At 65.0% G+C, this 23112-nt stretch carries 24 protein-coding genes and 1 tRNA gene; 19 read left to right on the top strand and 6 right to left on the bottom strand.

Annotation, left to right across the window (positions count from 1 at the left end; genetic code table 11):
- Positions 1–58 precede the first annotated feature (58 nt).
- The 4 genes from QN239_RS27615 (at position 59) to QN239_RS27600 (ending at position 3949) form a co-directional block, all read left to right on the top strand.
- Positions 59–1891, top strand: coding sequence for an alpha/beta hydrolase (locus QN239_RS27615; RefSeq protein WP_499015162.1), 1833 nt, complete (start codon positions 59–61; stop codon positions 1889–1891).
- Between the two features lie 46 nt (positions 1892–1937).
- Positions 1938–2405 (top strand): lipoprotein LppJ family protein, encoded by a 468-nt coding sequence (locus tag QN239_RS27610; RefSeq protein ID WP_499015160.1) that lies wholly within the window; start codon positions 1938–1940, stop codon positions 2403–2405.
- A 194-nt stretch (positions 2406–2599) separates the two neighbouring features.
- Positions 2600–3010, top strand: coding sequence for a hypothetical protein (locus QN239_RS27605; protein WP_499015158.1), 411 nt, complete (start codon positions 2600–2602; stop codon positions 3008–3010).
- A gap of 432 nt (positions 3011–3442) precedes the next feature.
- Positions 3443–3949, top strand: coding sequence for a hypothetical protein (locus QN239_RS27600; protein ID WP_499015156.1), 507 nt, complete (start codon positions 3443–3445; stop codon positions 3947–3949).
- A gap of 71 nt (positions 3950–4020) precedes the next feature.
- Here QN239_RS27600 and QN239_RS27595 read toward each other — a convergent pair whose 3' ends face one another.
- Positions 4021–4512 carry a YajQ family cyclic di-GMP-binding protein gene (locus tag QN239_RS27595; protein ID WP_499015155.1) on the bottom strand — a complete coding sequence of 164 codons (492 nt, stop codon included), beginning with the start codon at positions 4510–4512 and terminating at the stop codon, positions 4021–4023.
- Positions 4513–4631: 119 nt separating this feature from the next.
- On the opposite strand from QN239_RS27595, the gene QN239_RS27590 reads away from it, so the two are divergent.
- Positions 4632–4714, top strand: a tRNA-Tyr gene (locus tag QN239_RS27590).
- Between the two features lie 39 nt (positions 4715–4753).
- Here QN239_RS27590 and QN239_RS27585 read toward each other — a convergent pair.
- Positions 4754–5584 carry a tyrosine-type recombinase/integrase gene (locus QN239_RS27585; protein ID WP_499015153.1) on the bottom strand — a complete coding sequence of 277 codons (831 nt, stop codon included), beginning with the start codon at positions 5582–5584 and terminating at the stop codon, positions 4754–4756.
- Between the two features lie 383 nt (positions 5585–5967).
- Positions 5968–6534, bottom strand: coding sequence for a helix-turn-helix transcriptional regulator (locus QN239_RS27580; RefSeq protein ID WP_499015151.1), 567 nt, complete (start codon positions 6532–6534; stop codon positions 5968–5970).
- A gap of 297 nt (positions 6535–6831) precedes the next feature.
- Between QN239_RS27580 and QN239_RS27575 the strand changes: the two genes are divergently transcribed.
- The 13 genes from QN239_RS27575 to QN239_RS27515 all read left to right on the top strand — a co-directional run bounded on the left by QN239_RS27575 (position 6832) and on the right by QN239_RS27515 (position 18483).
- Positions 6832–6987: a hypothetical protein gene (locus tag QN239_RS27575; RefSeq protein WP_499015149.1), complete on the top strand. Its 156-nt coding sequence runs from the start codon at positions 6832–6834 to the stop codon at positions 6985–6987.
- Between the two features lie 7 nt (positions 6988–6994).
- Positions 6995–7738 (top strand): hypothetical protein, encoded by a 744-nt coding sequence (locus tag QN239_RS27570; protein ID WP_499015148.1) that lies wholly within the window; start codon positions 6995–6997, stop codon positions 7736–7738.
- An 872-nt stretch (positions 7739–8610) separates the two neighbouring features.
- Positions 8611–8814 carry a hypothetical protein gene (locus tag QN239_RS27565; protein ID WP_499015145.1) on the top strand — a complete coding sequence of 68 codons (204 nt, stop codon included), beginning with the start codon at positions 8611–8613 and terminating at the stop codon, positions 8812–8814.
- A complete protein-coding gene (locus tag QN239_RS27560) occupies positions 8811–9083 on the top strand; it encodes a hypothetical protein (RefSeq protein WP_499015143.1) in 273 nt (90 codons plus the stop codon). The genes QN239_RS27565 and QN239_RS27560 overlap by 4 nt, the downstream gene beginning before the upstream one ends.
- The gene (locus tag QN239_RS27555) at positions 9080–9400 is read left to right on the top strand and encodes a hypothetical protein (RefSeq protein WP_499015142.1); all 321 of its coding nucleotides are present in this window, start codon (positions 9080–9082) and stop codon (positions 9398–9400) included. Before QN239_RS27560 ends, QN239_RS27555 begins: the two co-directional genes overlap by 4 nt.
- Positions 9401–10209: 809 nt before the next feature.
- Positions 10210–10698 carry a hypothetical protein gene (locus tag QN239_RS27550; RefSeq protein WP_499015140.1) on the top strand — a complete coding sequence of 163 codons (489 nt, stop codon included), beginning with the start codon at positions 10210–10212 and terminating at the stop codon, positions 10696–10698.
- Between the two features lie 147 nt (positions 10699–10845).
- Positions 10846–11325 carry an HK97 family phage prohead protease gene (locus QN239_RS27545; protein ID WP_499015139.1) on the top strand — a complete coding sequence of 160 codons (480 nt, stop codon included), beginning with the start codon at positions 10846–10848 and terminating at the stop codon, positions 11323–11325.
- Positions 11325–11984: an HK97 family phage prohead protease gene (locus QN239_RS27540; RefSeq protein WP_499015137.1), complete on the top strand. Its 660-nt coding sequence runs from the start codon at positions 11325–11327 to the stop codon at positions 11982–11984. The genes QN239_RS27545 and QN239_RS27540 overlap by 1 nt, the downstream gene beginning before the upstream one ends.
- Positions 11981–13432, top strand: coding sequence for a phage major capsid protein (locus QN239_RS27535; protein ID WP_499015136.1), 1452 nt, complete (start codon positions 11981–11983; stop codon positions 13430–13432). The genes QN239_RS27540 and QN239_RS27535 overlap by 4 nt, the downstream gene beginning before the upstream one ends.
- 92 nt (positions 13433–13524) lie before the next feature.
- On the top strand, positions 13525–16932 hold the full coding sequence (locus QN239_RS27530) for a hypothetical protein (RefSeq protein ID WP_499015134.1): 3408 nt from the start codon (positions 13525–13527) through the stop codon (positions 16930–16932).
- 101 nt (positions 16933–17033) lie between these two features.
- A complete protein-coding gene (locus QN239_RS27525) occupies positions 17034–17498 on the top strand; it encodes a hypothetical protein (protein WP_499015131.1) in 465 nt (154 codons plus the stop codon).
- Between the two features lie 231 nt (positions 17499–17729).
- Positions 17730–18218: a hypothetical protein gene (locus QN239_RS27520; RefSeq protein ID WP_499015130.1), complete on the top strand. Its 489-nt coding sequence runs from the start codon at positions 17730–17732 to the stop codon at positions 18216–18218.
- Entirely contained in the window at positions 18202–18483 is a 282-nt protein-coding gene (locus tag QN239_RS27515) for a hypothetical protein (protein WP_499015128.1), read from the top strand. The genes QN239_RS27520 and QN239_RS27515 overlap by 17 nt, the downstream gene beginning before the upstream one ends.
- 177 nt (positions 18484–18660) lie before the next feature.
- Here the strand turns inward: QN239_RS27515 and QN239_RS27510 are convergent, their stop codons facing one another.
- The 3 genes from QN239_RS27510 to QN239_RS27500 form a co-directional block, all read right to left on the bottom strand.
- A complete protein-coding gene (locus QN239_RS27510; RefSeq protein ID WP_499015126.1) occupies positions 18661–19047 on the bottom strand; it encodes a ribbon-helix-helix domain-containing protein in 387 nt (128 codons plus the stop codon).
- A gap of 180 nt (positions 19048–19227) precedes the next feature.
- On the bottom strand, positions 19228–19734 hold the full coding sequence (locus tag QN239_RS27505) for a hypothetical protein (RefSeq protein ID WP_499015125.1): 507 nt from the start codon (positions 19732–19734) through the stop codon (positions 19228–19230).
- A gap of 84 nt (positions 19735–19818) precedes the next feature.
- Positions 19819–20037, bottom strand: a complete 219-nt coding sequence (locus tag QN239_RS27500; RefSeq protein WP_499015122.1) for a hypothetical protein — start codon at positions 20035–20037, stop codon at positions 19819–19821.
- 1307 nt (positions 20038–21344) lie between these two features.
- Here QN239_RS27500 and QN239_RS27495 point away from each other — a divergent pair.
- A complete protein-coding gene (locus QN239_RS27495) occupies positions 21345–23105 on the top strand; it encodes a hypothetical protein (RefSeq protein ID WP_499015121.1) in 1761 nt (586 codons plus the stop codon).
- Positions 23106–23112: the final 7 nt, after the last annotated feature.

The following is a 23112-nucleotide window of genomic DNA, read 5'->3' as shown; positions in this document are numbered from 1 at the left end:
GGAAACCCTTCTGGGCTGTGCGACGATCGAAGGGGTCGGTTTGGGGGTGTGTTTTTCGTTGACTTCGATCTCGCTGGTGGCGGCGTCGCATCCGGAGAGCCTGCTGACCGCCGCCGCCCAGCTCGGCAGCAAGATCGCTCAACTCGACTCCGCCATCGCCGGTGAACGGCAGGTCATCGCGGCGCTGCGCGGGGCATGGTCGGGTTCGGCCGCCGACGCCGCCGTGGCCCGGGCCGAACGTCACCTCGCCGAGATGCAGGGTCTGCGCGGCAGGATGCTGGCCTGTCAGGCGGCCCTGCAGCGGGGCGGGGCTCAGCTGTCCTCGACACGCACCGGACTGCTGTCGGTGGTGTCGGGTCTGCGCGCCCTGGGCTGGCAGGTTGCCGACGACGGCACCTGCACCGCGCCGCCGTTCCTGCCGCCGGCGTTCACCGGGCTGGCGCTGGCCTGGACCGCGCTCATCAAGAGACTGCTGGAGCTGTTCGACGAGATCGACCGGGAAACCGCCGAGTCGGTGCGGGCCGCGGTAGGCGTTTCGCGGCCGCAGCAGCCGCCGGGCGCGCCGCCGCCACCGCAGATCCCGGCGGCCGGCACCGCACCTGAGGACGTGAAGAAGTGGTGGGATTCGCTGCCGCAGGAACAGAAGGACCGCTACGTCGCTGAACACCCCGCCGAGCTGGGCAACCTGAACGGCATCCCCGCCGAGATCCGCGACAAGGTGAATCAGGCGGTGATGAACGACGACCTGAACCGGGTGCGTGAGGTCGCCGGTCGCCACGGCGTCTCCGAGGACGAGGTCATCAAGGACCCGGCCAAGTACGGGTTGACCCAAGACGATGCCACCCGCTTCTACAACGCCCGGCGCACCGATGAAGGGCTGACGCACCAGCGCGGCTCAGACCCGAAGAACCCGCGGCCGGTGATGCTGTGGGGGTACCAGCCGATGGCCGACAACGGGCAGGGCCGGGCTGCCATCGCGATCGGCAATCCGGACAAGGCCCGCAACACCGCCGTCATCGTCCCCGGCACCGGCAGCAGCGTGCGCGACGGCTGGCTGGCCGACGGCCACAATGACGCCATCAACCTCTATGACCAGTCCGCGCTGGCCGATCCTGACGATCCGACGGCCGTCATCATGTGGATGGGCTACGACGCACCGGACGGTTTCACCGATCTCCGGATCGCCAATCCGGATCTGGCGCGCCAAGGTGGCGCGCTGCTGGCCGCCGATGTCAACGGTCTGTCGGCCACCCACGAGGGTTCCTCGCATGTCACGGTGATCGGTCATTCGTACGGCTCGACCACGGTGGCCGATGCCTTTGCCGGAAGCGGGATGCGGGCCAACGATGCGGTGCTGATCGGTTGTCCGGGAACCGATTTGGCCAAGAGTGCGGCGGACTTCCACCTCGATGGTGGAAAGGTGTACGTCGGTTCGGCGTCCACCGATCCGGTCAGCTGGTTGGGTACCCCGGGTGCGATTCCGGCGAATGTGCTCAATCAGCAGTTGGGGTATCCGGTGGGGCCCTACGCCGGTCTGGGAACCGACCCGGCCGGGGACGCGTACGGCTCGGTGCGTTTCGACGCCGAGGTGGCCGGGCACGGCGGCCTGAGCACCCACGACCATTCGCACTACTACGACATGGGGAGTGAGTCTTTGCGTGCGATGACCGATATTGCCAGCGGGAACGCCGACCGGTTGGAGGGCGACGGGCTACTGGCCGAGGGCCGCCGACAGCCGCATATCAGCACACCCGATCACATCGATCTGCCGTTCGGTATCGATATTCCGTTGCCGCACATCGATTCCGACATCCCCGGTTCCCCGGCCTTCATCGACCCGCAAGCGCAGCGTTCAGGAAGTTCGGTGACCACAGATCATGAATACAAGTAGGGTCGCGGCGACCGTCGCCGTCATGTTGACGTTAGGAGGGTGTGCGATGAATCCCACGCATCCCGATGCCGGTCAACCGGCGAATCCGCTGACGCCCGAGCAGTCGACCCAGCAGGTGGTCGACGTCGGCAGGCAACTGCGGAAGGTCGCCGGCCTGCGGGACGTCTCGGGCGGCTTCTCGTTCGAGGCGTGCAACGACCAGGGTGAGCCGCCGTACCGCGGCAGGGTGGAGATGAGCTCGGAGTTGCCCGCCGATATCGCGCCCGACGTGTACGCGCGGCAGGTGGCCGATGCGATGGTGGCCGCCGGCTGGACCGACGGACCGCCGCAGGGCAAGAAGCCGTACGGCACTGTCATCAACAAGGATGGCGTGATGGTGGTGATGGGGCGGGCACATGTGCCGGGCCGGCTCGCCTACACGGTATTCGGTGAGTGCCGGGATGGCACCGACCATCGCGACGACGGGGCGACGGTCGGCCGTCCGATCACTGAGGAACTTCTCAGCGACAGCTGAACGAGGTTTCGGAGTTCTTCCTGCATAACGAATTCACGGCTGCGTTTCGGCCGGTTCCTTGGCGTACCTGTTTTGTCGCCCGGTAGGCGTACACGAGATGTCATTCAACTGACCGACAAAGTTCTCACATAGGCGCTACTCTGAGCCTACTCATCTTTGCGTCTGCAACAACATCTCATCCCTGGGAGAATTCAGTGAAGAGCACCCTCATCGTCGCTGGCATGATCGGCGCTGCCGGCCTCGGCGGTTTTGCCTTTGCATCCGCTGCGCCCGCGCAGGCGGCCTGCGCGCCGTCATTCACCTCGATCCCGTGCACGATCGTGACGAACGTGGCCGCGGCGCCCGGGGAACTCGCGGGCGGCCTCGCCGCGGCGCCCCTGCAGCTCGCCTACAGCGTGGCGACTCTGCCGACGCAGGCTGCTGCCGGCGCGCAGACGGTCGTCAACGCCCCGACGACGATCGCTGCGAATGTGCTCCAGGCGCCGCAGAATATCGCCAATAGCCTGGGTAATGCGCCGGGGCAGCTTGCCGGTGGCCTTGCGGCCGCCCCGGGCCAGTTCGTCCGCGCCATCACTCACGGCGGTACGGACCCCGAGTCGCAGTAGTACAGCTGTACCAAAGCAAGGGGCCCGGAGACGATAGTCTCCGGGCCCCTTGCTTTGGTGCTCGAGCTCGTCGGGCGAGGGGGTTCGGCGGTGGCTGGTTGAAGCGCGCCCTCAGGGGATGTCCGCTCACATAACCGGCCGCTCGGTACTGAAGTTATTTGATATCGCAAATTATTGTCAGCAACTTTTTTTGCATTTGCAAGTAACCGGTGCTGAGGGATAGTTGATATCGCAATGTCTTTTACCGCGATTGCGGGACAAACTTGCAGGTCCGTCAGTATCGGCGATAAACCAACAGCTCACGGGATTTCTGGCAGCTTTCTCATCGTTGCTGTAGCGGCCCCAACGTAAGCGCGCTATGGATAGAGTTGGGCTACGCTGAGCGCAATTCGTTCGCGCCCTGGCAATTCGCCATCCCATATAGGAGTAGCAGTGAAGAGAATTCTCATCTTCGTCGCCGCGGTACTAGGAGCCGCCGGTATCGCCGGCCTGGGCGGCTTCGCGACCGCGGCACCCGCGCAGGCGAGCTGTGCGCCCGGGTTCACCTCGATCCCGTGCACCATCGCGGACAATGTGGCAAAGGCGCCGGCGCAACTCGCCGGCGTGGGTTGTGATCAGCCCACCGACGGTTCCGGGTACAAGAGCTCCTGTGGTTTGGCGGGTGCGCCGGGTCAGCTGCTCAGCCAAGGCTGCCCCCCGGATGGAGATGGAAACACGGTGACGAGCTGTGGTCTGCCGGCCGTGCCCGGACAGCTCGTGGGTAGCATCGCGACATTGCCCGCCCAGGCTGTTGTGGGCGCCGGACAGATTGTCACCGCGCCGCAGAATATCGCCAACGGTTTGGCGAACGCGCCGAGGCAGATCGCCGGTGGCCTTGCGGCCGCACCGGGCCAGTTCGTTCGCGCCATTCTCAACGGTGGTACGGATCCCGAGTCGTAGCAGAACCAACGCAGAGAGCCCGGAGACAGTGGTCTCCGGGCTCTCTGCGTATCGGGATGGTGTATCTGGACTCAGCGGTAGTTGACGAACTGAAGGGCGACATCCAGGTCGGCGCCCTTCAGGAGCGAGATGACCGCCTGCAGGTCGTCGCGCTTCTTGGAACTCACCCGGACCTCGTCGCCCTGGATCTGCGCCTTGACGCCCTTGGGTCCCTCGTCGCGGATGATCTTGGTGATCTTCTTGGCCTGCTCGCTGGTGATGCCCTGCTTGAGCGTGCCGGTCACCTTGTAGGTCTTGCCCGAGGCCTGCGGCTCGCCCGCCTCGAACGCCTTCATCGAGATGTCGCGGCGCACCAATTTCTCGATGAAGACATCGATCGCGGCCTTCACGCGATCTTCGGTGGAGCTGACGATCTCGATGGCTTCCTCACCCTTCCACTCGATGGTGGTGTCGGTGCCGCGGAAGTCGAAGCGGGTCGACAGCTCCTTGGCTGCCTGGTTGAGCGCGTTGTCGACCTCCTGGCGGTCGAACTTGCTCACGATGTCAAAGCTGGAATCCGCCATTGGATCCTCCCTCTCGGTGTGCTCTTTGGGTGGTCTGGGTACGGGCCGTTTTCGTCTTCGGTACATCCTCGTTGTACCCTTCTCTTCGCACCAAACCGGAGTCCGGGAGTGCGACACCCGGCAGGTTGCCCGAGCGGCCAATGGGAGCGGACTGTAAATCCGTCGGCTAACGCCTACACAGGTTCGAATCCTGTACCTGCCACGCTGGTCAGGCCCCCTTTCGAGGGGGCCTGACTTCGTTTCAGGACCTTGCCGTCCGCAGTGCGTCCGCAGTATTTCCAGCGGCGGTGTCGAACGCGGCCGCAACAGCGTCCAGATCGTCCGGGTAGAGGTGCCCGTACCGGTCGAGTGTCAGCACCGCGGATTTGTGGCCTAGCAGCCGCTGAACCACCTTGATGTTGGCGCCGGATCTGATGGCCAGCGCTGCGCACGTGTGCCGCAAGTCGTGCAGCCGAACACCAGCGCAGCCGTCCACTGCTGCGGTCGCCTTCTGGAACGAGTAGCGGGCCTGCCCGAGGGTCAGCCACTTGTCGCCACGGGTCGGAGGGAACAGAAGGGCATCGGGATCGCGGCCCTTGATCTCCGTCTTCAAGAGCTTGGTCAGGAACGCCGGCACCGGCACCGTCCGCGACTGCTTGCCCTTCGTCGGCCCCTCAATCTGCCCCTGCTTGCGGACGTACGTCACCGACCGGGCCACGCGGATCCGACCGGCCTCGACATCGACGCTGCCAACGGTGAGCGCGGCGGCCTCACCGAACCGGAGCCCGCAGAGGCCGAGCACCAGGACCAGCGTTCGGTGCCGACCTGAGGCCATCGCAACCCGGTGGAGCTGCTCGTGAGTGAGGTACCGCTGCTCAGTCTCCGGAATGCTCGGCAGGTCGACGCCGTCGGCTGGGTTGGCCGGCAGGTGCTTGGCCTTCACCGCGAACCGCAGCACCGCACCCACAAGCTGATGGGCCTGCCGCACCCGCGACGCGCTCAAGCCCTTGCCCTCGAACCGCACCGACCCATCGACCGACAGACCGGCAATCCACACCTGCAGATCCTCGAACTTCACGTCCCGAAGTGGCACGTCTCTCCAACGGGGGAGGACCACGGTGTCGAGCAGGGAGCGATACCCGGCAACGGTCTTAGGTGCCCGGACCGCTTTCGTTACGATCCACCGATCTGCCATCTCGCCGAACGTGACGGCGGACAGCGCGGGGTCGGTCCAGGTTCCGGTTACTTGATCGGATACTTGCTTGTTGAGCCAGTTCTGGGCATCCGCCTTGCGCCCGAAACCCTTTGCGTGTTCTTTACCACTCTCATCGACATACCTTGCGCGCCAACGTAAACCCTTTCCGCTGGTCGCCGAGGGGACGGTGTCAATCACTACGCTTCCGTCAGGCTGTCGTCGTCGAACCGTCTTTGTCCAGCGATCCTCGACGCTGGCTCGTCGATTCCGTCGTTGCGCGCTCATCGGGGTGGATACTCCGATGTCTTGCTCTTGTACTCGTCGAAGCTGTCCTGTCCGGCATCGCAAAACTCGTGCGGATCCCGGGCGAGGTCTCTGATGGCTAAGGCAAGTTCATCCGCCGTTGTACCCCGCGACTCGAGCCCTGCACCTTCCTCAATCTCAGTCGGTGCCGTCTCGCCACGAACGGCGTCAGCCAGCATCTGGAAGTTCTCCCGGGCGATCAAGTAGTCGAGCGTGGCGCGTCGAATTCTCTCCGCCCGCTCGCTCAGAACGGCTCGCATCTCTACAAGCCGCCGAGCATTCCTATCTGCGTGCGTCAGCGTCAATCGATCTAGCTCAAAACCCAGGAGCTTTGAAATAGCAAGTGCCTCAACAAGTTTAACTTCTCTCGTGCCACGTTCAATTCGTGTCACCGCGGACGGGTCGAGTTGCAAATCGACGGTACGGAGCAGGTCGGCGAGATCTCTCTGGCTTAAGCCGCGCTCCATTCGGCGCTCGCGCATCTGGTTGCCGAATCGCTGGTTCACAGATTCGGCGGCGGACTGCTCTTCATCGTCGTCATGCACAAATCACACGATAGTGCTTGACCAACACCGTCAACAGTGGCAATCTTCGTAGTGTCAAATTCACATGATAGTGCGAAAGGAGCACCATATGCCGGATGACGATTTGCTCACCACGAAGCAGGTGTGCGATGAGTACCCGGCCTTCCAGCCCGGAACGATGCGCTTCTGGAGATCTACGAACCAAGGGCCTGCATCGTTCACTCTCGGACAAAGAGGCCGAGTCGTGTACAGGCGGAGTGAGATCGAGCGGTGGCTCGCTGCGCAGGAAGCCACCACAACTCGGGGTGGCGTGGCCTGATGTCGCGCCCCAACATCGTTCAGGTCGACCGCGACGCCATCGAGGACCGAGGGCTGGTCGATAACGACAACACCGAAGAAATGCGAAGGGCCTCGGTTGCGCCCGAGGCCCTTCAGAAGAACGACCACGTCCAGATCAATGAACAGGAGTTCTAGAACCATGATGACACAACCCACCGGTATCAACTGCGATCTACTGGCCGAGGTCGCTACCCCTGATGGTGTGACCGCCGGACCGTGGCATGCCGACGCGAGCGGCCACCTGATCCGCACGCTGTCGGACGGCCGCACCCAGCGCGGCAACGGCGACATCATCACGCAGTGCAAGCACTGCACAGTGCCTGCTGACGCGGGGGGTGCCGATGCATGCGCGTTCTGCGCCGACTACACGCCGCCGGCTGGGGACGCAATGCACCAGATCGTGACGGTAGACAAGGACACCCCGTGGCGAGAGGTCGCGGACGAACTCACCGACCACCAGCGCCAGCAGATCGAATATGCCGAGCAACAGTACCGCGAAGCAGGCACTCTTGACGACCCTCGGGCTCAGCGGTCCCTGCTCGAATTCACACTGAACTACGTCAACGGCAACCGCATCGACGCCGCGTACGCCGACGTGCCCCTTCCCGAAGGGGCGACCATCGCGCCAGGGGATGGATGGTCGGCCTCTTTCGCTGAACCCCAAACCTATTCACGCCCGGTCACCTGGCGCCAATTCGTCACCGGGGTGGCTGATGTCAGCGTGGAGATCAGCGGCCGGCAATCAACGGACGGTACCTTCACGCGCCGCATCGAGATGTATGCCGAAGACAACATCCCGCTCGACGAGGAGGGGGCGCGCCGCCTCGCAGCCGCCCTCACCGAGGCCGCCGAGGCACTCGCGCGGATCACGGAAAGCGCGCGGTGATTGTGGACCATCTGTCCGAGGAGAGCCGATCTGCGTGACGGCTCAACCGGGTCGAGGAGGCCCCCGCGCAGGGCGGGGGCCCTCCGTCCGAATTCGTAGAACTGGAGCAGGGTAGTGGCTGACGCCCGATTCCCGGTGGCATGGCTGAATGACCGACGTATACAGACGCTGTCGGACAACCATTTCCGCTCGTTCATGAACTCACTCGCGTGGTCGGTGAGTAATCGCACCGACGGAGTGATTGAACAGCGAGATCTGGTGATGATTCCGCGGTTCGACTTGGAGGCGGTCGAGGAATTTGTTGCGGCTGACCTCTGGGAGTCCAGATCTGTTGGGGGGTGGCTTATCACGGTGTATGCATCGACCCAAACGACTGCGGCAGAGTTCGACCAGTATGAGGCTGCGCGGATTAAAGCGCGCGACCGGAAGCGTCGAGAGCGGGCGAGGAAGGCTGAAGCCGCGTCACGTGACGCCATTGCGCCGCAGCAGAGCGGCAGCGAGTTATCCACAGCTAGCTGTGGAGATAGCAGAGATGCTCCGACCAGTGGAAGTCACGCGGTCACGCAAGACGTCACGCGTGACGTCACAAGGGATGTCGCCGGGTACCCCACAGGCAAGGCAAGGCAAGGCATCTTTAATGAAGAAAAGCACTGTGCGCGTTGCCAAACACGACTGGGCGAGGGTCGCTGCTACAAATGCGAGCAACGACGGGAAGCGGTTCGGCGGAACCGGTCCGCTGAGGGTGCCGCCCGGGCCGCCGCGATCGCCGCTTGCAACCTATGCAACGAGTACGGGGAGCTCCTCGAGCCAGATGGGCGTACCCCCGTCGATCCGGTCGTCCTACACCACAACAACAGCTCGGTGATGACGGCATGAGAGGGCATCGTCGGTCGGGCAACCAGCTGCCGCTGTTCTGGCTCTGCGACTTCTGTGGCTGGCCAATCATCGAGGGCCGTGGGCACCTGCACTGTCGGGTCGCATCTCGGCGCTGGCTTCGCAGCGACAACTACGAGAGCTGGGCTCTCCAGCCGGCCCGGGACCCCAGCGTGGCACTGTCGATCGAGGACGTCGGATGACCAGCAACCGTGACGTCACGACGGTGCGGAAATTTGTTCCGCGCGGAGTCTGCGAACGTGCCTACGCCGGCGCTCTCGCTGAACCCTGCGGGCACTGCAAGGCGGCACCCGGTGATTACTGCAAGCGCACCGACGACTACGGCCAGACCCACATTCGTCACATCCCGTGCCTACACCGGATTCAGCCGTCTCTCATCGTCCTCGACCATCGAGCACCTGTGCCCGCGGACTTCACCGAACCTCGCCACCCCCGCAACGGGGACCTGTGACACGAATCGTCGCTGTAGACCGCTACAAGTGGCTGGATTGCGTCCTCGGGCACTGTGACCTGACCGCGACGCAAAAGCTCGTCCTGATCGCGCTGGAGTCGTATACCGATCTAGAGGGATCCAGCGCGAGGCCCGGAACGCGGAAACTGGCGCACCTCTGCCGAATCGGGTACCGCGCCACCGATGGTGCGCTGGCTGCCGGCCGCCGCCTGGAACTGATCGAGCAGACAGCCCGGGCCAATCCGCGGCGCCGCCTGATGGCGGAATACCGGCTGACCCTCCCAAAAGCTGCACCGGAAAGCGGGTGGTGGCGCTGAACCTGAATAGCTGTGCAGACAGACACCTTTCAACCCGAACAGCCACACACATTGAAAGTGAACTCTGGTGACCGACACACCTGGGCACGGTTGGGAGCGCTACAGCAGCCCGGAATGGCGGTGTCGGTGCGACGTCTGCCGGCGCGCCGCGGCCGCCGAGTACACACGGCGGTCACGGGCGAAACGGAAGCTGAATCCGGTCCCACGTGACCGGATGCGGCCGGTGCCTGTCGAGCGGATCGAGGACCCTGTCCTGGCCGCGCTGCTGTCCAGTGCACGGACACCAGCCCTCCCCGGCGCACGCTGTCGGGGTCGACCGCATCTATTCGACGACCAGCTCCCCGACGAGGGCGCATCCACCGTCGCGCAACGTCACCACCAGGCACTCGGGCTCTGTACCCGATGCCCCGCCCTCGACGCGTGCCATGCGTGGATCGAATCCCTTGACCCACAGCACAGACCAACCGGCGTAGTCGCAGGCCGCATCCACGAACACTCTCAGCCCCCGAACGAAGGACCCTATGCATGAGAACCATCGATCCCGCTACCGTGTTCACCGAGTTTGAAGCGATCACCGCCGCATGGCTCCAGTGGCCCAGATGCACCGTCATAGGTGGTGACGGCGAGACCTGCGGGGCAGATGCGCTATGGAGATGGCGATTTCACCACTGCAGCGCGGGTGTCATTTGCGCGAACCACCTCGATGAATGGCTGGGCGCCGTCAACGCACTTGATTGGCCGAACTCGTGCGAGAAGTGCGGGAGGGTATTTCGTTCGGCAGAGGCCGCGTGCTCGGTGGTAGCGCTGTGATGCCAGACGGTGCCGCCGCCCTCACCCACGCCGATTACCAGCGCGCTGCCGCGCTCATCGGACACGAGGCCAACGGCTACGCCCCGGGCATGCAGTTCGTCGTCGACCAAACGTGCGCAGAGAACCGCACCGCGCAGCTCCTGCTGGCCGTAATCGACTGCTACGCGACCATCACGATCGAGCTTCGGACCGACGGTGGGCTGATCGCGGTCTGGCAGCTCATCGAGCAGGAAACGCGCCGCCGCAACGACGATGGCGATGCCCGCCGCGCGGCAACAGCGATCGTTGCCCGCCGCGACAAAGACACCGCCGCGTTCAACACCGTGCTGAGGGAGGCCAACGAGGCCGGCCGCCCGGCTGAGCTGCTGGCCACCGTCATCGGGATGTACTCGGCGATCCTGCCCGAACTCGCGACACCGTTCGCCGCAGAGAACCTTGCGCGGTGGACGGTACGCATCGCTGGCGAAACAGACGGCGGCCAAGGGTGATTGAACCGGGCGCCGTTGTGGTCTATCCTTCGAGTCAGCTCGGTACCCGCAGTGCGCCAGGCCCCGCCTCACAGCGGCATCACCTGGACCCCGGTCACCACGCCCCGTCAGTGCAAATCTGCGCACGTTCACGGTTGGTGACCTCAATTGTCTGACACCTCAACGCACTTGGCTGTGCTCAACGTCGGTGAGAACCGCACGGTGAGCGGCATCCTCGTACCTTTTGGCGGTGCGATCACCCCTGGTTGCTTCGCTCGGACGGTCGACCAACGCAGCTCCAAGGTGAAACTTCTGTGGCGTACCTCTGAGGGCGGCCGCCCGATCGTGCTGGGAGTGAACCCGCAGATCAGTGAGACCGCCGACGGCCTCTTCGGCAGATTCCAGGTCCCGGAAACCGAGTTGGGTGACGAGATCCTCAAGTACCCGGCGGTGCCCTTCACTGTGCTGACCGAACGCCTCGCGGGCGGGCAGATCAAGCTCGTCGACGTGTGCCTTGGCGGCCCAGCGCTCACGGCAGACGCCATCAGACAGGCCGCCGCGCCGCCAGCCCCGCTTGCGTCTCGGCACCGTGTCTCGGTGGACGTGGCGCGGCGACGGTTGGAGCTGTGGGATCTGGAGGCCCGCTGATGATCCGAACCTTGCAGCGCGACAACCTCTGCCGATCGGTTCCGTTCACTCTGCTGCGCGCCGATGACAGCGTCGACGGTGACGGTCTGACCTTCCAGGGCTACGGCGCGGTGTTCAACTCACCTACCCGGATCGACTCGTGGGAGGGCACCTTCGACGAGCAGATCGCTAAGGGCGCCTTCGTACGGTCACTACGCCAGCAGGTGCCGAAGTTCCAGTTCGACCACGGCCGATCAGTATTCGGCAGCCTGCCGTGCGGGGTGATCACCGATATCCACGAGGACGACCGGGGTCTGTTCGTCCAGGCCCGCATGGCTGCCTCCGCCTACTGGGAACCGCTGAGAGAAGCCCTGTCCACGAAAGCTGTTGACGGCATGAGCTTCCGGTTCTCCGTCGTCCGCGAGGAATGGCGCGACAACGCCGGAAAGGTCGTCAAGCCCGAAGACGTCAAACGGATCCTGTACTACGGCGAGCAGCCCGAACGGGGGCCTCTGCTGCGCACCCTGAAAGAGGTCCGCGTCGCCGAGGTCGGCCCCGTCGTGTGGCCGGCCTACGACAACACCACCGCCGCACTGCGACACGACCCCAACCACCGCATCACCCGCTCCATCGCCACCCGGCGACTTGAACTCTTCGAACTGGGAAGGACCACCAAATGACCAACATCGACGCCCTGCAGCGGGAAATGGACGAGTACCTGCGTGAAGCCCACGCGATCCTCGACCGCTCCAACGGCGACCTCAGCCCAGCGGATTCGGCTCGCTATGACGAACTCAAGCCACTGATCGAGGAGCGCCGCGCCGCGATCGCGCAGCATTCCCGAGACCTCGCCAACATCCGCTCGGCTACGCGTTCCAACGACTACGGCAGCTTCGCCACCGGCGCATCGGGCGGCGGCAGTTACCAGCGATCCAGCGACCGCGTTGGCGCCACCCAGGATCCTTGGGACACATCGGACCTGGAGTCCCGGGCCGCCTTCGGCCACGATCGCAGCTCGATCGGCAAGGAACTGCGGGAACGGGCCCGCGACGCCATCGAGCGCATGCCGCACGCCACCGACAAGGTACGCGAGGCCGCCACCCAGTTCGTCGACCGCGACGACCCCGCCAAGGGCAACGCCGTGTCGAACCTGGTGCTCGCGACTTCCAGCGAACGCTACTGCGACGCCTTCGTCCAGCTCATCCGCAGCAAGGGAAACATGGCCATCCTGCCTGCAGCCGACCAGGAAATCATGGCCCGCGCCATGAGCCTCACCGACACCGCCGGCGGCTTCGTGGTCCCGTTCCAGCTTGACCCGACGATCATCCTGACGGCCAACGGTTCGGCGAACCAGGTCCGCCAGATCGCCCGGGTCGTGCAGGCCACCGGCGACGTCTGGCACGGCGTCTCCTCAGCCGGCATCTCGGGATCGTGGGACGGTGAAGCCGAAGAGGTTTCGGACGACTCGCCCACCGTCGAGCAGCCGGGCATCCCGGTGCACAAGTACCAGGCTTTCATCGAGCTCACCCACGAGTTGCAGATGGATGCCCCGACGTTGGCGAACGACATTTCCCGCCTGATCGCGTTCGACAAGGACGCCAAGGAGTCGATCGCCCACGTCACCGGCTCCGGCAGCGGCCAGCCCACGGGCATCATCACCGCGCTCACCGGTGGCAGCTCGGTGGTTCCGTCGGGCACGACCGACACCCTGGCGGTGTCGGACGTGTACGAGCTGGACGGTGCGCTGCCCCAGCGGTACGCGGCCAACGGCTCGTGGCTCGCACATCGCCGGATCTACAACAAGATCCGCCAGCTCGACACCGCCGGCGGCAACGCCCTGTGGGGTCAGCTCGGTGAGGGCCGCAAGTCCGAACTGCTGGGCCGGCCGGACTACATCAGCGAGGCCATGGACCAGGCGGTCAACCTCACCCAGGACAACCTGGTGCTGCTGTTCGGCGACTTCCAGAACTACGTGGTCGTCGATCGTCTGGGCACCACGATGTCCTACATCCCCCACCTGTTCGGCAGCAACGGCCGACCCACCGGCAAGGCCGGCTGGCACGCCTGGTTCCGCGGCGGCGGAGATAGCGTCAACGACGGCGCTTTCCGCCTTTTGAACGTTACATAGTCGAACAGTCCACTAGCACAACACCTTTGACCCTGGCGGTGGTCTGAATCGCAATTCACTTAGATGTGTTCACCCGACTCGATGAGCGGGGTGTGCGTCGTGATGCCGATCGGATCGAGGACACCTTCGACCGGGCGGCGGACCGCTCCGGGCGGGCGTTCGGGGAGAAGCTGGCCGGCGGCATCGAACGCTCGGTGCCGCGGGTTCAGCAGTCCGCGCAGCGGATGGAGAAGGCGGTCGACAAGGTCGCCGACGCCGTCAGCCGAGTGAGGGTTGAGCAGGCCCGCTACGACGAGGTCCAGAAGAAGTCAGACGCCACCGATCGCCAGAAGGTTGAGCGGTCGGAGGCACTGGCCAAGGCCAAACGGGCTGAGGCGGCGGCGGTCCGGGCAGCGATGCGCGCACACCAGGATGAGAGCAACGCTGTCTCGCGGATGTCCACGCTCAACACCGGACTGAGCCTGATGGGTAAGGGAACGGCGTCGCTGGCGATCGGCGCGGCGGTGCCGACGCTCGCTGTCGTGTCCGGGGCCGCGGTGACCGCTGCTGGCTCCCTGGCCCTACTTCCCGGTGCAGCGATGGCCGCAGCCGGAGCGTTCGGAACCCTCAAGGTCGCGACGCTCGGGTTCGGTGACGCCATGTCGTCGTTGCGGGATCCCGAGAAGTTCTCCGAAGCGCTGCGGTCACTGTCGCCGAACGCGCAGCAGGCCGCGTTGTCGGTGCGGTCCTTGCTGCCGGCGTTCGACCGGTTGAAGAACGCGTCCCAGGATGCGCTGTTCGATGGCGTTTCTGGTCAGCTGCAGGAGCTCTCGCGGACTCTGATGCCGACGATTGAGAAGATGACGACCCAGTTGTCGTCATCGTTCAACGAGATGTTCATGGGCATCACCGACCAGCTGATGTCCGGTCCGGGTCAGGCTGCGATCACCAACATCACCACGAATATCTCGAAGGCGTTCGATGCGCTGGCGCCCGCAGCAGCGCCGTTCACCCAAGCGATCGCCGACATCATGAGCGTGGGATCTGATTTCCTGCCTGAACTGGCCCGCGCAGCGACCGACGCAGCCTTCCAGTTCAGCTCATTCATCAACGAGGCCAAGCAGTCCGGGCAGCTCAAGCAGTGGATCTCCGAGGGCCTGGACGCGATCAAGGAAGTCGGCTCGCTGATCGTTGGGCTCGGTAAGGCGGTCGGGTCGCTGGCACCGGTCGCCAAGGAAGTACTACCGGTCATGGTCGACGCCCTCAACGGCGTTGCCGACCTGCTCCGCGAGCATCCCGGCCTCATCTGGGGTGTCGTCGGAGCCTTCGGAGCGTGGAAGACCATCCAGGGTGTCGCCGCTCTGACCACGTCGCTGCAGACCATGAGCACGCTGCTCAGCGTCGGGCTGCCGACTGCAGCATCGACGGGTGCTGCCGGGATCACTGCGGCGCTGGCCAAGGTGTCGGTACCGACATGGCTGACGTTCCTCACCAAGTGGGGCGGCGCGATGGGCGTCGGGCTGCAGTCCGACGTCAAGGATTCCACCGAGGTCGGACTGCCTGAGGTCAAATACGACGACCAGGGTCGGCCGTATCTCCCTGGCAGTAGATTCGACCCGTCCAAGCCGCAGCCGAACACCTGGGACCCGGACGCGGTGGTCCCCGGCGGCGGGAACGGCCCGCACGGCCCTACCGGCCGGCGACTCATCGGGCCCGGGCCGGCGTTCGCCGACACGCAACCGGCCGTCGCCGGCATGTGGTGGCCCGGCTACGGGAAGAACGCCCAAAAGGGCGGCGGGTTCTTCTCCACCGACACCGCCGGCGGCGCTGGGGGCCCGAAGCTCCCCGACGCCCCTGTACTGCCGTACAGCCCGCCGCTGAGCACCGCGCCCACCGCGGCGCTGGCATCCGCCGAGAACTCGCTGTATGACGCACAGTTCAAGGTGGAGGAGAAGAAAGCACGACTGGCGCAGCTGCAGTCGTCGAACGTGGCCACCGACCGCGACATCCAGGACGCCCGCAACGATGTCGCACGCGCCGAGCAGGACCGCCACGAAGCCGAACTACGCCTCAACGAGGCCCGACAGACGGCCACGCAGAAGGGCATCAAGCAGCTCAACGGAATGGCCGACCAGCTCGGCGATATCGGCGCCAAGCTCGACCAGGACTTCGGCCTCTCCAAGGGCCTGCCGGGTCTGGCCGAGAACCTGTTCAAGTTCGTCGCCAACCTGGCCGCCGCACCGCTGCTCGGCCAGCTGGGCGCTGTGTCCGCGATGAACCCCTCGCAGGGCGGCTACGGTGCGCTGGGCATCCTCGGGGCCCAGGGCGCGTTCGGGCCGCAATACACCGGGATCGCGCAGCAGGCCTACGGCGCCGCCGCGTCCGCTATGGGTGGCGGCAACCCGAACGTCGCGTCGATGATGGCGCTGGCCCAGGCCGCCAGCGGCAAGACCGCTTACGCACCGGCGTCAGATCTCGTCAACGGCCTCGCGGACTGCTCGGGGTCGATCTCGGACCTTGTCGAGATGCTGCGCAGCGGCCAGACCACACCCGGGCGACTGTTCACGACCGCCAACTTCGGCAGCGACGCCGAGGCCGCGAAGGTTGGGGCCCTGCCCGGCTTCCAGCCGGGGGCGCTAAACGTCGGAGTGACCCCGTACGGCCCCGGCGCGCACATGGCAGCCACCCTGCCCAACGGCGTGAACTTCGAAGGCGGCGGCGGCACTGGGGGCGGCGCTCAGTACGGCGGATCCGCGGCCGGCGCCCGGGACTCGCAGTTCCAGAAGCAGTACTACTTCCCGCTGGGTCCGACCGCCAGCCCTGCCACGTCTGCCTCCCCGACGACCGTCACCCCAGCGGACCTCTACGGGCCCGCGAATACCAACCCGGCGCTGAACAACCCCACCCCGGGCAGCTGGGGCACCCCCGGCCTGCCACCCAACCTCACCGGCGGCGCAGGCGAAGGCCCCGTCCTCGGAGCGAACCCGGCGGGTCCAGGTGTCGGCGCATCAGCGGGCACCACACCCATCGGTGGGCTCGCACCCCCGAACGGCACCGGATCCGGCGGTATCGGCATGAACGGTGGCGGCGCGCTCGGGATGGCGATGCAGGCCGGTGGCATGGCCGCCGACCTGATGATGCCCGGCATGGGCCAGGCAGCCCAGACCGGCGCCAAACTCGTCAACCGCGCCATCGAATTCGGCTCCCAAGCGGTGGGTATCGGCGCCAGCGGCCTGATCGAATCGCTCCTGCCCACGGGTGGATCCCAGCTGGCCAACTCCAGCTGGCTAACGAAGATCGCCGGCGGCATCGCGGGCGCCGGAATGGCACTGCCCAACACAGCCGGCCAGTCCGCCGCGGCGATGGCCGGCAAGCCCGGTCCCGGTGGAGACACCAACACCAACAGCGTCAGCAACACCTATCAGACGACGATCAACGCCGGCGCCGACCGGTCGGGCGACGGCATCGCGCGGGACTGGAACTACCACATGCGCGCCCAGGGCGCCGCGCCGGGAATGTAAGGAACAAATGTGAGCGAAACAGGTTGTGTCACAGCCAATTACATCGATGCCCGCGATTGTGCGGGCGTACCTTTCACCCCCGTGCTGAAATGAGGCCCATGATGGATCCAGTACCAACGGAGCGCCAAGACGAGCAACGAGCCGCGGCGCTGCTCTCACACCTAGCCGCCGAAGACCAAGACGGCGTCCAGTTCATCGTCAAGCAGTCCACCGAAGCGAACCGCGCAACGGAACTCCTCGCCGCGATCGCCGACGCCGGCGGCAAGCTACTCGCGGCACTCCGTACAGATATGGGTATTGAAGCGGCGTCCTCACTGCTCGATACCTGGGCCAACCAGACTGAGAACGTCGACTACCGCCGGGCAGCCAGCATCATCCTGTGCCGATTCCAGTTCGAACACGACTACTTCGTCGGACACATCAACGACGCCACCGCAGACGGCCGCCTCACCGAACTCATCGTCACCACCGCCCAGATCTACCTCACCGTGATGCCCGAGCTGCACTCACCGAAGGGCCGAGCCTCGCTCGCCCAAATCACCAGCGCCCTCTACGGCGAGCAGTGACCGACATCGACCACCCGTGAGTACCCGCGTGCAGGCGCGCAACCGGCCGCGGGGAAGCGTGGGGAAGTTTGCTGAACTCGGGTGCCACCCCCCGGGGGGTGGGTCTCGATTCGTGACGTCGGCTCCGCGGGCCGACCCTTGCGGCCCCATCGTCTTTCGGGGAGAAGACTCGAGTTACACATGTGTACACACCGGTGTACACACGGAGGGTTTGCTGTGAGGAGGTGAGTGGTGGCCAAGGAACACGGCACTCGTGGCCGGTACAACGACGGTTGCCGCTGCTCACCGTGCAAGAAAGCGAACTCTGACTACTACCGCGATCGCCGCAGCGGCAAACCTGCCAAGCCGGTCAAGAAGTTGCCCCGCAAGCTCAAAGCCGTGCCGAATGTGTACACCGATGTGTACACATCCCGTACACCGGAATCGGGCCCGCCTGCGGCCGAGGTTCAGTCCGTCGAGGCGGCTGTTCGGGAGCAGCTGGCCCGTCTGTCGACAGTAGAGTCACGTGGTGGTGAGGTTGCTGCCGCGCTTGCGCTGGCCCGGGTGCTCGATGATCCGGACAGGATGTCGCACCACGCAGCGGCCGCGCACCGGCTCGGCGAGTACATCGAGTCGCTGCGCAAGGGATCGGACAAGAAAGCCGGCAGGCTCGCAGCGGTCCGCCGGATGAGCCGCCCGCAGCTCAGTCAGCATGATGATGTGCATGGACAAACGTCGTAAGCGGCGGCACCGGGAGGCGGCCGGTCTGGGCCCGCTGGTGTCGCTTCCGACCGGCGACCAGGCCTTCGAGCTCGTCTCAGACGGGCCGTTCTGGGCCGCTGTGCGAGCTCAGCTGTTCGCAGACGCCGGAGACAGAGACATCACCCCGCAGGACTGGGACGACATCCTCAGGTCCGCACAGATCGTCGACACACCCGAAGCGGTCAACCTCTGGGCCCACGCGCTCGCCGACGTCGATCGCATCGCGGCCAAATACCGCACCTGAACAGTGGACACCGCCTTGAGCGGCGCGCGGGAGCCCCGACTCCCTCTCAAATCGGCGGGCCGGATTCCCGCGTTTCAAACGCGGACCAGGGCTGTTTGGGGGAGCCGGAGATAGATGCGAGCACCGGCCCGGTCAGCCGGCGCGGCCACCATGCACGGTTTCGGTGCATGGGCCGGCTTAGCAGCGACCGCGTGTGATCCTTGCGCGCGTGACCCGCGTTGGTCGGGCTTCGGACTTCGACTCCTCGGTCGGCGTCTTGGCCGCATGCGCGATAAACCTCTTGAAGTCTTCGACGAGACGATCCGCGTCAGCAACATGCACCAGTTCGGGGCGCACGTACCTCAGAACGGCCTCCCGGGCAACGGTAGAAACCGGCAGGCCGCGGGCGTAAGCGAGCTGCTCGAGCTCCTCCAGCTCGTCAGGATTGAGCCTGATCTGCAGCGTCTTGCTCCGCCCGTTGCCGCGGATCTGCCGGTCTTCCTCCTCGGCCTGCTTCGCGGCCTCTTCTTCGGCGAAGCGCTCCCGCAGGTGCTTCAGCGTCTGTTCCGAATCCATGCTTGCCATCGGTACCCACTCCTCACTCACGTATTGCAATGCATTACAAAGTGCCCTGCATTGCAATGTACTACATGAACGAGCGCGGCTCGCGACATCACCCGGATCCGAAATCGGAAAACTACGCCGGGCTTCGGTTCTTTGAACCCGTTCACGGTCCTAAACGGTACGACCGAGCACCGACAATCCTTAGGCGACCGGTGGTGGAGGAAGGTCGCCAAGCGGCTTGGGTCGGACGCCCGTCCTCAGCGCATTGAGTGCCGCCGTGACCCGGACGACGTTCGGGTGGTCGCGCTCCAGGAAATACTCGAAGTCGCCATCCCCGTAGTCGCGCACGGGGCTCTCCTGGCTTAGCACCCAGCGGAGGTCATCCCAAGCGACGGCGAGTTCGTCGAATGCCCGGGCCACCGTGGTGGGTGCAACGAGGACCAGTTTTGCACGAATCATCACGGCGTCCGGGGTGGGGCGTGCGGCCCGGTAGGTTCGGGCGACTGGATCCTCTGTGAGCTCTGTCAGTTTCTCCTCGACGATCTGCGCGTAACTGATCGCGTCGACGTAGGCGTCGTAGCGCCGCTCATCCAAACGCAAGCCCGATTCGCGCCTCGACGTGAAGTAGCTTTGCAGCAGGGGCACCGTGAGGGTGCCGAGCAACGCAGTGCTCAGGCCAGCGATCGCGATGGCCGAAGTGGTATCCATCGGCCGATCCTAGGCACTGGCGGTGGGTGCCGAGCCGACGATCCTCCCCCCTCGGCGTTAGTCGACCGTCCCAGAAACCTGGGCTCAGCTACCGGCAGGCTTTTTTACGTTCTCGGTGACCGACCATGGCCAATCCATGGCCAGCTTCGCGCCCTCGGGGTCGGCAATCGCCCGGACGGCAGTCGCGAGGTGCTGGAGTCCGGCGGCCAGCTCGCGGATATCGGCGTCATTGGCGTGGCTTTGTACGTGCTGGAACTTCTGCACCGCGGCGCGGCATTCCTTCACGGGATCGATGATTGGCATGTTGTCGAACGTTACGTCGCCTCGCCGATCCTCACAGCGAGATCCGACACCGTCCGCAGCCCGTCCGCAGTAGTTCCGGCGGCCGCCGTGTCTGGTCAACAGAATCAACGCGGTGAGCTGGGCCTTACTAGACTCACCAACAGTGCCAACCTTCACAAACGCCAAGAGTGACGAACTGTAAATCCGTCGGCTAACGCCTACACAGGTTCGAATCCTGTACCTGCCACGCCTGGTCTGGCCCCCTCTACGGAGGGGGCCAGATGCGTGTCGGGGGCGGAACTGTCGCGGATTGTCGCAAGGCGCGGGTAACTCTGCGCGTGGTACTCCGCATGTCTGTTCGTGTACAGACAGCCCACCGGCCTGTCTGACCGTGTCTGACGGAGCCCAGCGCCGCGATAGAGCGGAGGTGTGGGAAGTGCCCGCAAGGGATTCACCGCTCCGGGTCGTCCTCGCAAGGATGAGACGGTGATTGCCTGAAGAACAACCCTTTGCCGCGCCAGAACTGGAATCGTGCTCTGTTCAGGTATGAAATTCCGGCGAACAGTAGGGCCAAGATTCCTGCGCTCAGCCACCCTCCTGTACGCAGAACGGCGAGGAAGACCAGTGCCAACGCGACGCAGTAAAAGAAGCTGAAGATGTGTTTGAGCATGTCATTCACTCCCGGGAGGGGGTAAGTAGTTTGGCCCTGGCGTTCTGCAGGACCATCGACATAGGCAACCAGACGACTGCTCGCATCGCCCGGGTCTGCTGCACGAGCAGGTGACAGTTTCGGTCACCCGGCCCAACTGGACCGTGTGGTTGTTGCTCGATCGAGGGAGCGGGTCGGTGGGTCGAGCCTCTTCAGGCTAGCGCATGAAATGTTGCTTGACGTGCGGTGATGACGATCGAGTCAGGTAAATGCGTCTTGTGTTTTCGCTGTCTACGGCTGTCTTTTCTCGGTTGGTATCCGCCGACGATCGCACCGCTAATCGGCAGGGATTTGTTGCTGTGCGCTAGATCACCGTTCGGCTTTGGGGTTGGTTCCCGACTACACCTTGCAGATGCCCGTCGTAGCTGGCGGGCGATGTTGGGCTATGTAGGGGGTTGGGGTCGTGGGGGATTTTCTGCCGGGTGACCGGCCGCGGTGGGGTGTCCGGTGGTGGGCGCAATTGGCCGTGACGTTGGTGGCCGCGCTGGCGTTGGTTGTCGGCGGGGTGCACTGGTTGACGCCCGCTGGGCCCACTGATGCTGGCGAACGTGCTGGTGGGCCGCCTCCAAGTGCCCAGTCGATAGCGTCTGCCGCGTCTGCGGCGTTCGCCGGGACGGCCTTGGCTTCCGATGACGCGCTGAGCGCTGCGGCGAGGTCGGCGAACATTCCTACTGATCCGGTGGCGGGCTGGGATCTGCCCACCACCGACGGGCGTCGCGTGCAACTGGTACTGCCCGCCGGTTTGGGGGCCGGCGAGACCACCGCGGACGGCCAGGTCGTCTACCCGGATCGCGGCGCCGGTTTCAGTGTGATCGCCGAAAACAAAGGCGCGGGCGGGCGCACCATCACCCGCATCCCCGGACCCGCCACGAACGCTTCGGGCGCTGCGACCGCTGATGGGCAGGCGTTGCCCACAGTGCCAATGTTCCTGCGCACTCCGGCCGACACGGTGATGCTGGCCCACACCGACGGAACCATCACCGTCAACCAGGCCACCCCGGCAGCCACCACCATCGCCACGATCGCCGCACCGCAGGCCCGCGACAGCCACGGCACTCTTGTGCCGAGTGCCTTTGTCACACAGCAGATCCGGCCCGGACTGTATCTGCTGGCCCAGGTGATCCACCCCGATGCCGCCACGGCATGGCCGGTGTATGTCGACCCGTGCATCTCGGCCTGTGATGCGTTCACTCACGCCAGTACCAGCGGCGCCAACGGCGCCGCACTACAAGCTGCCGGCAGCGCACTGGTCACCGGGATCAAGAACAACCCGGTCGAATCCGCCGAAATCATCGGCGGCGGTGCGCTTGTGGTGACTGGAGTGGGTTCCGGCTTCGGGGCCAGCCTGGTCCTCTCGGGGACGACGGGGCTGGTGCAGAAAGCCGCGGCCGCCGATCCCACCAACCAGCTCCTGGGGGCGGCAGGGGACGCCCTGGAGGTCACCAACTACATCAGCCCCGCCCGCAGCATCCAAAAAGGGGTGACCGCCGCCGTTGAACGCGGGGCGCAGAAATTCGGCGACGACGTCGCCGAAGGTGCTCTACGCGACGCCACAGTCGTGAAGCCCGTCACCCCTACTCCGTCACCGCAGCTGGCCAACGACATCGCCGGCGCCGCGACCCCAAAACCCGGTGTCGGAACGCCCGCAGCGGCCAACGCGCCACCGCACGAGCTACCGAATCCGCCGCTGCGCACAGACCTTCCAGATGCCGGACGTCCTGCCTCGACGCCGAAGGACTACGTTCCTGAGACACTGGATCCAGGATGCAAACTGGACTGTGGTTACACGACCAAGGCCCCGGCCGGAGTGTATGACGAGGTCGAGATGCCCGGTCATACCCAGCACAAGTTCGAAACCATCCCAGGACAGCTCACCCACGAATTCCCAAAGAACATTCCGACCAACCGGCGCCTGAATACGCGCAAGATCGAGCCCCAGACGGGCAAGGTTCGCGATGAGTCGCCGCCGGCGTCGGTCCAAGAAAGCCGCAACGGCCGGTCCAGCGTCCGCCACCTAGACGAGATCGAAAGCGCCAAAGAGCGCAAACTGCTACAGGCGTTGACACAGCGCCACGGGCTCAAAGGCGGAGACCCCCAGGAATTCGCCTACCGGGGCACCGACGGCAAAACCCGCTGCGGACCCTGCGCACAGGAGCGCTACAACGACCAGCAACAACGCCTATCGTCACCCAGCGACCAGCGCGTCGAGCAGCAGACACACGCGCAAGACGCTGCCAACCTGCACCGCAACAACGCCCTGAACACCGCCCGCCAAGGCAGCAATCAAAACGGCGCTGACCGCGATTCGGACACTGGTGGCAAAAAGAAGACCAATGACAAGAAGAAGAAAAAGAGCAAAATAAACCACAAAAAGCCATAACGGCGAT

The organism is Mycolicibacterium sp. Y3, assembly GCF_051188035.1.
GTDB classification, from domain to species: domain Bacteria; phylum Actinomycetota; class Actinomycetes; order Mycobacteriales; family Mycobacteriaceae; genus Mycobacterium; species Mycobacterium fluoranthenivorans.
This window is presented reverse-complemented; position numbering and strand designations above follow the sequence as displayed.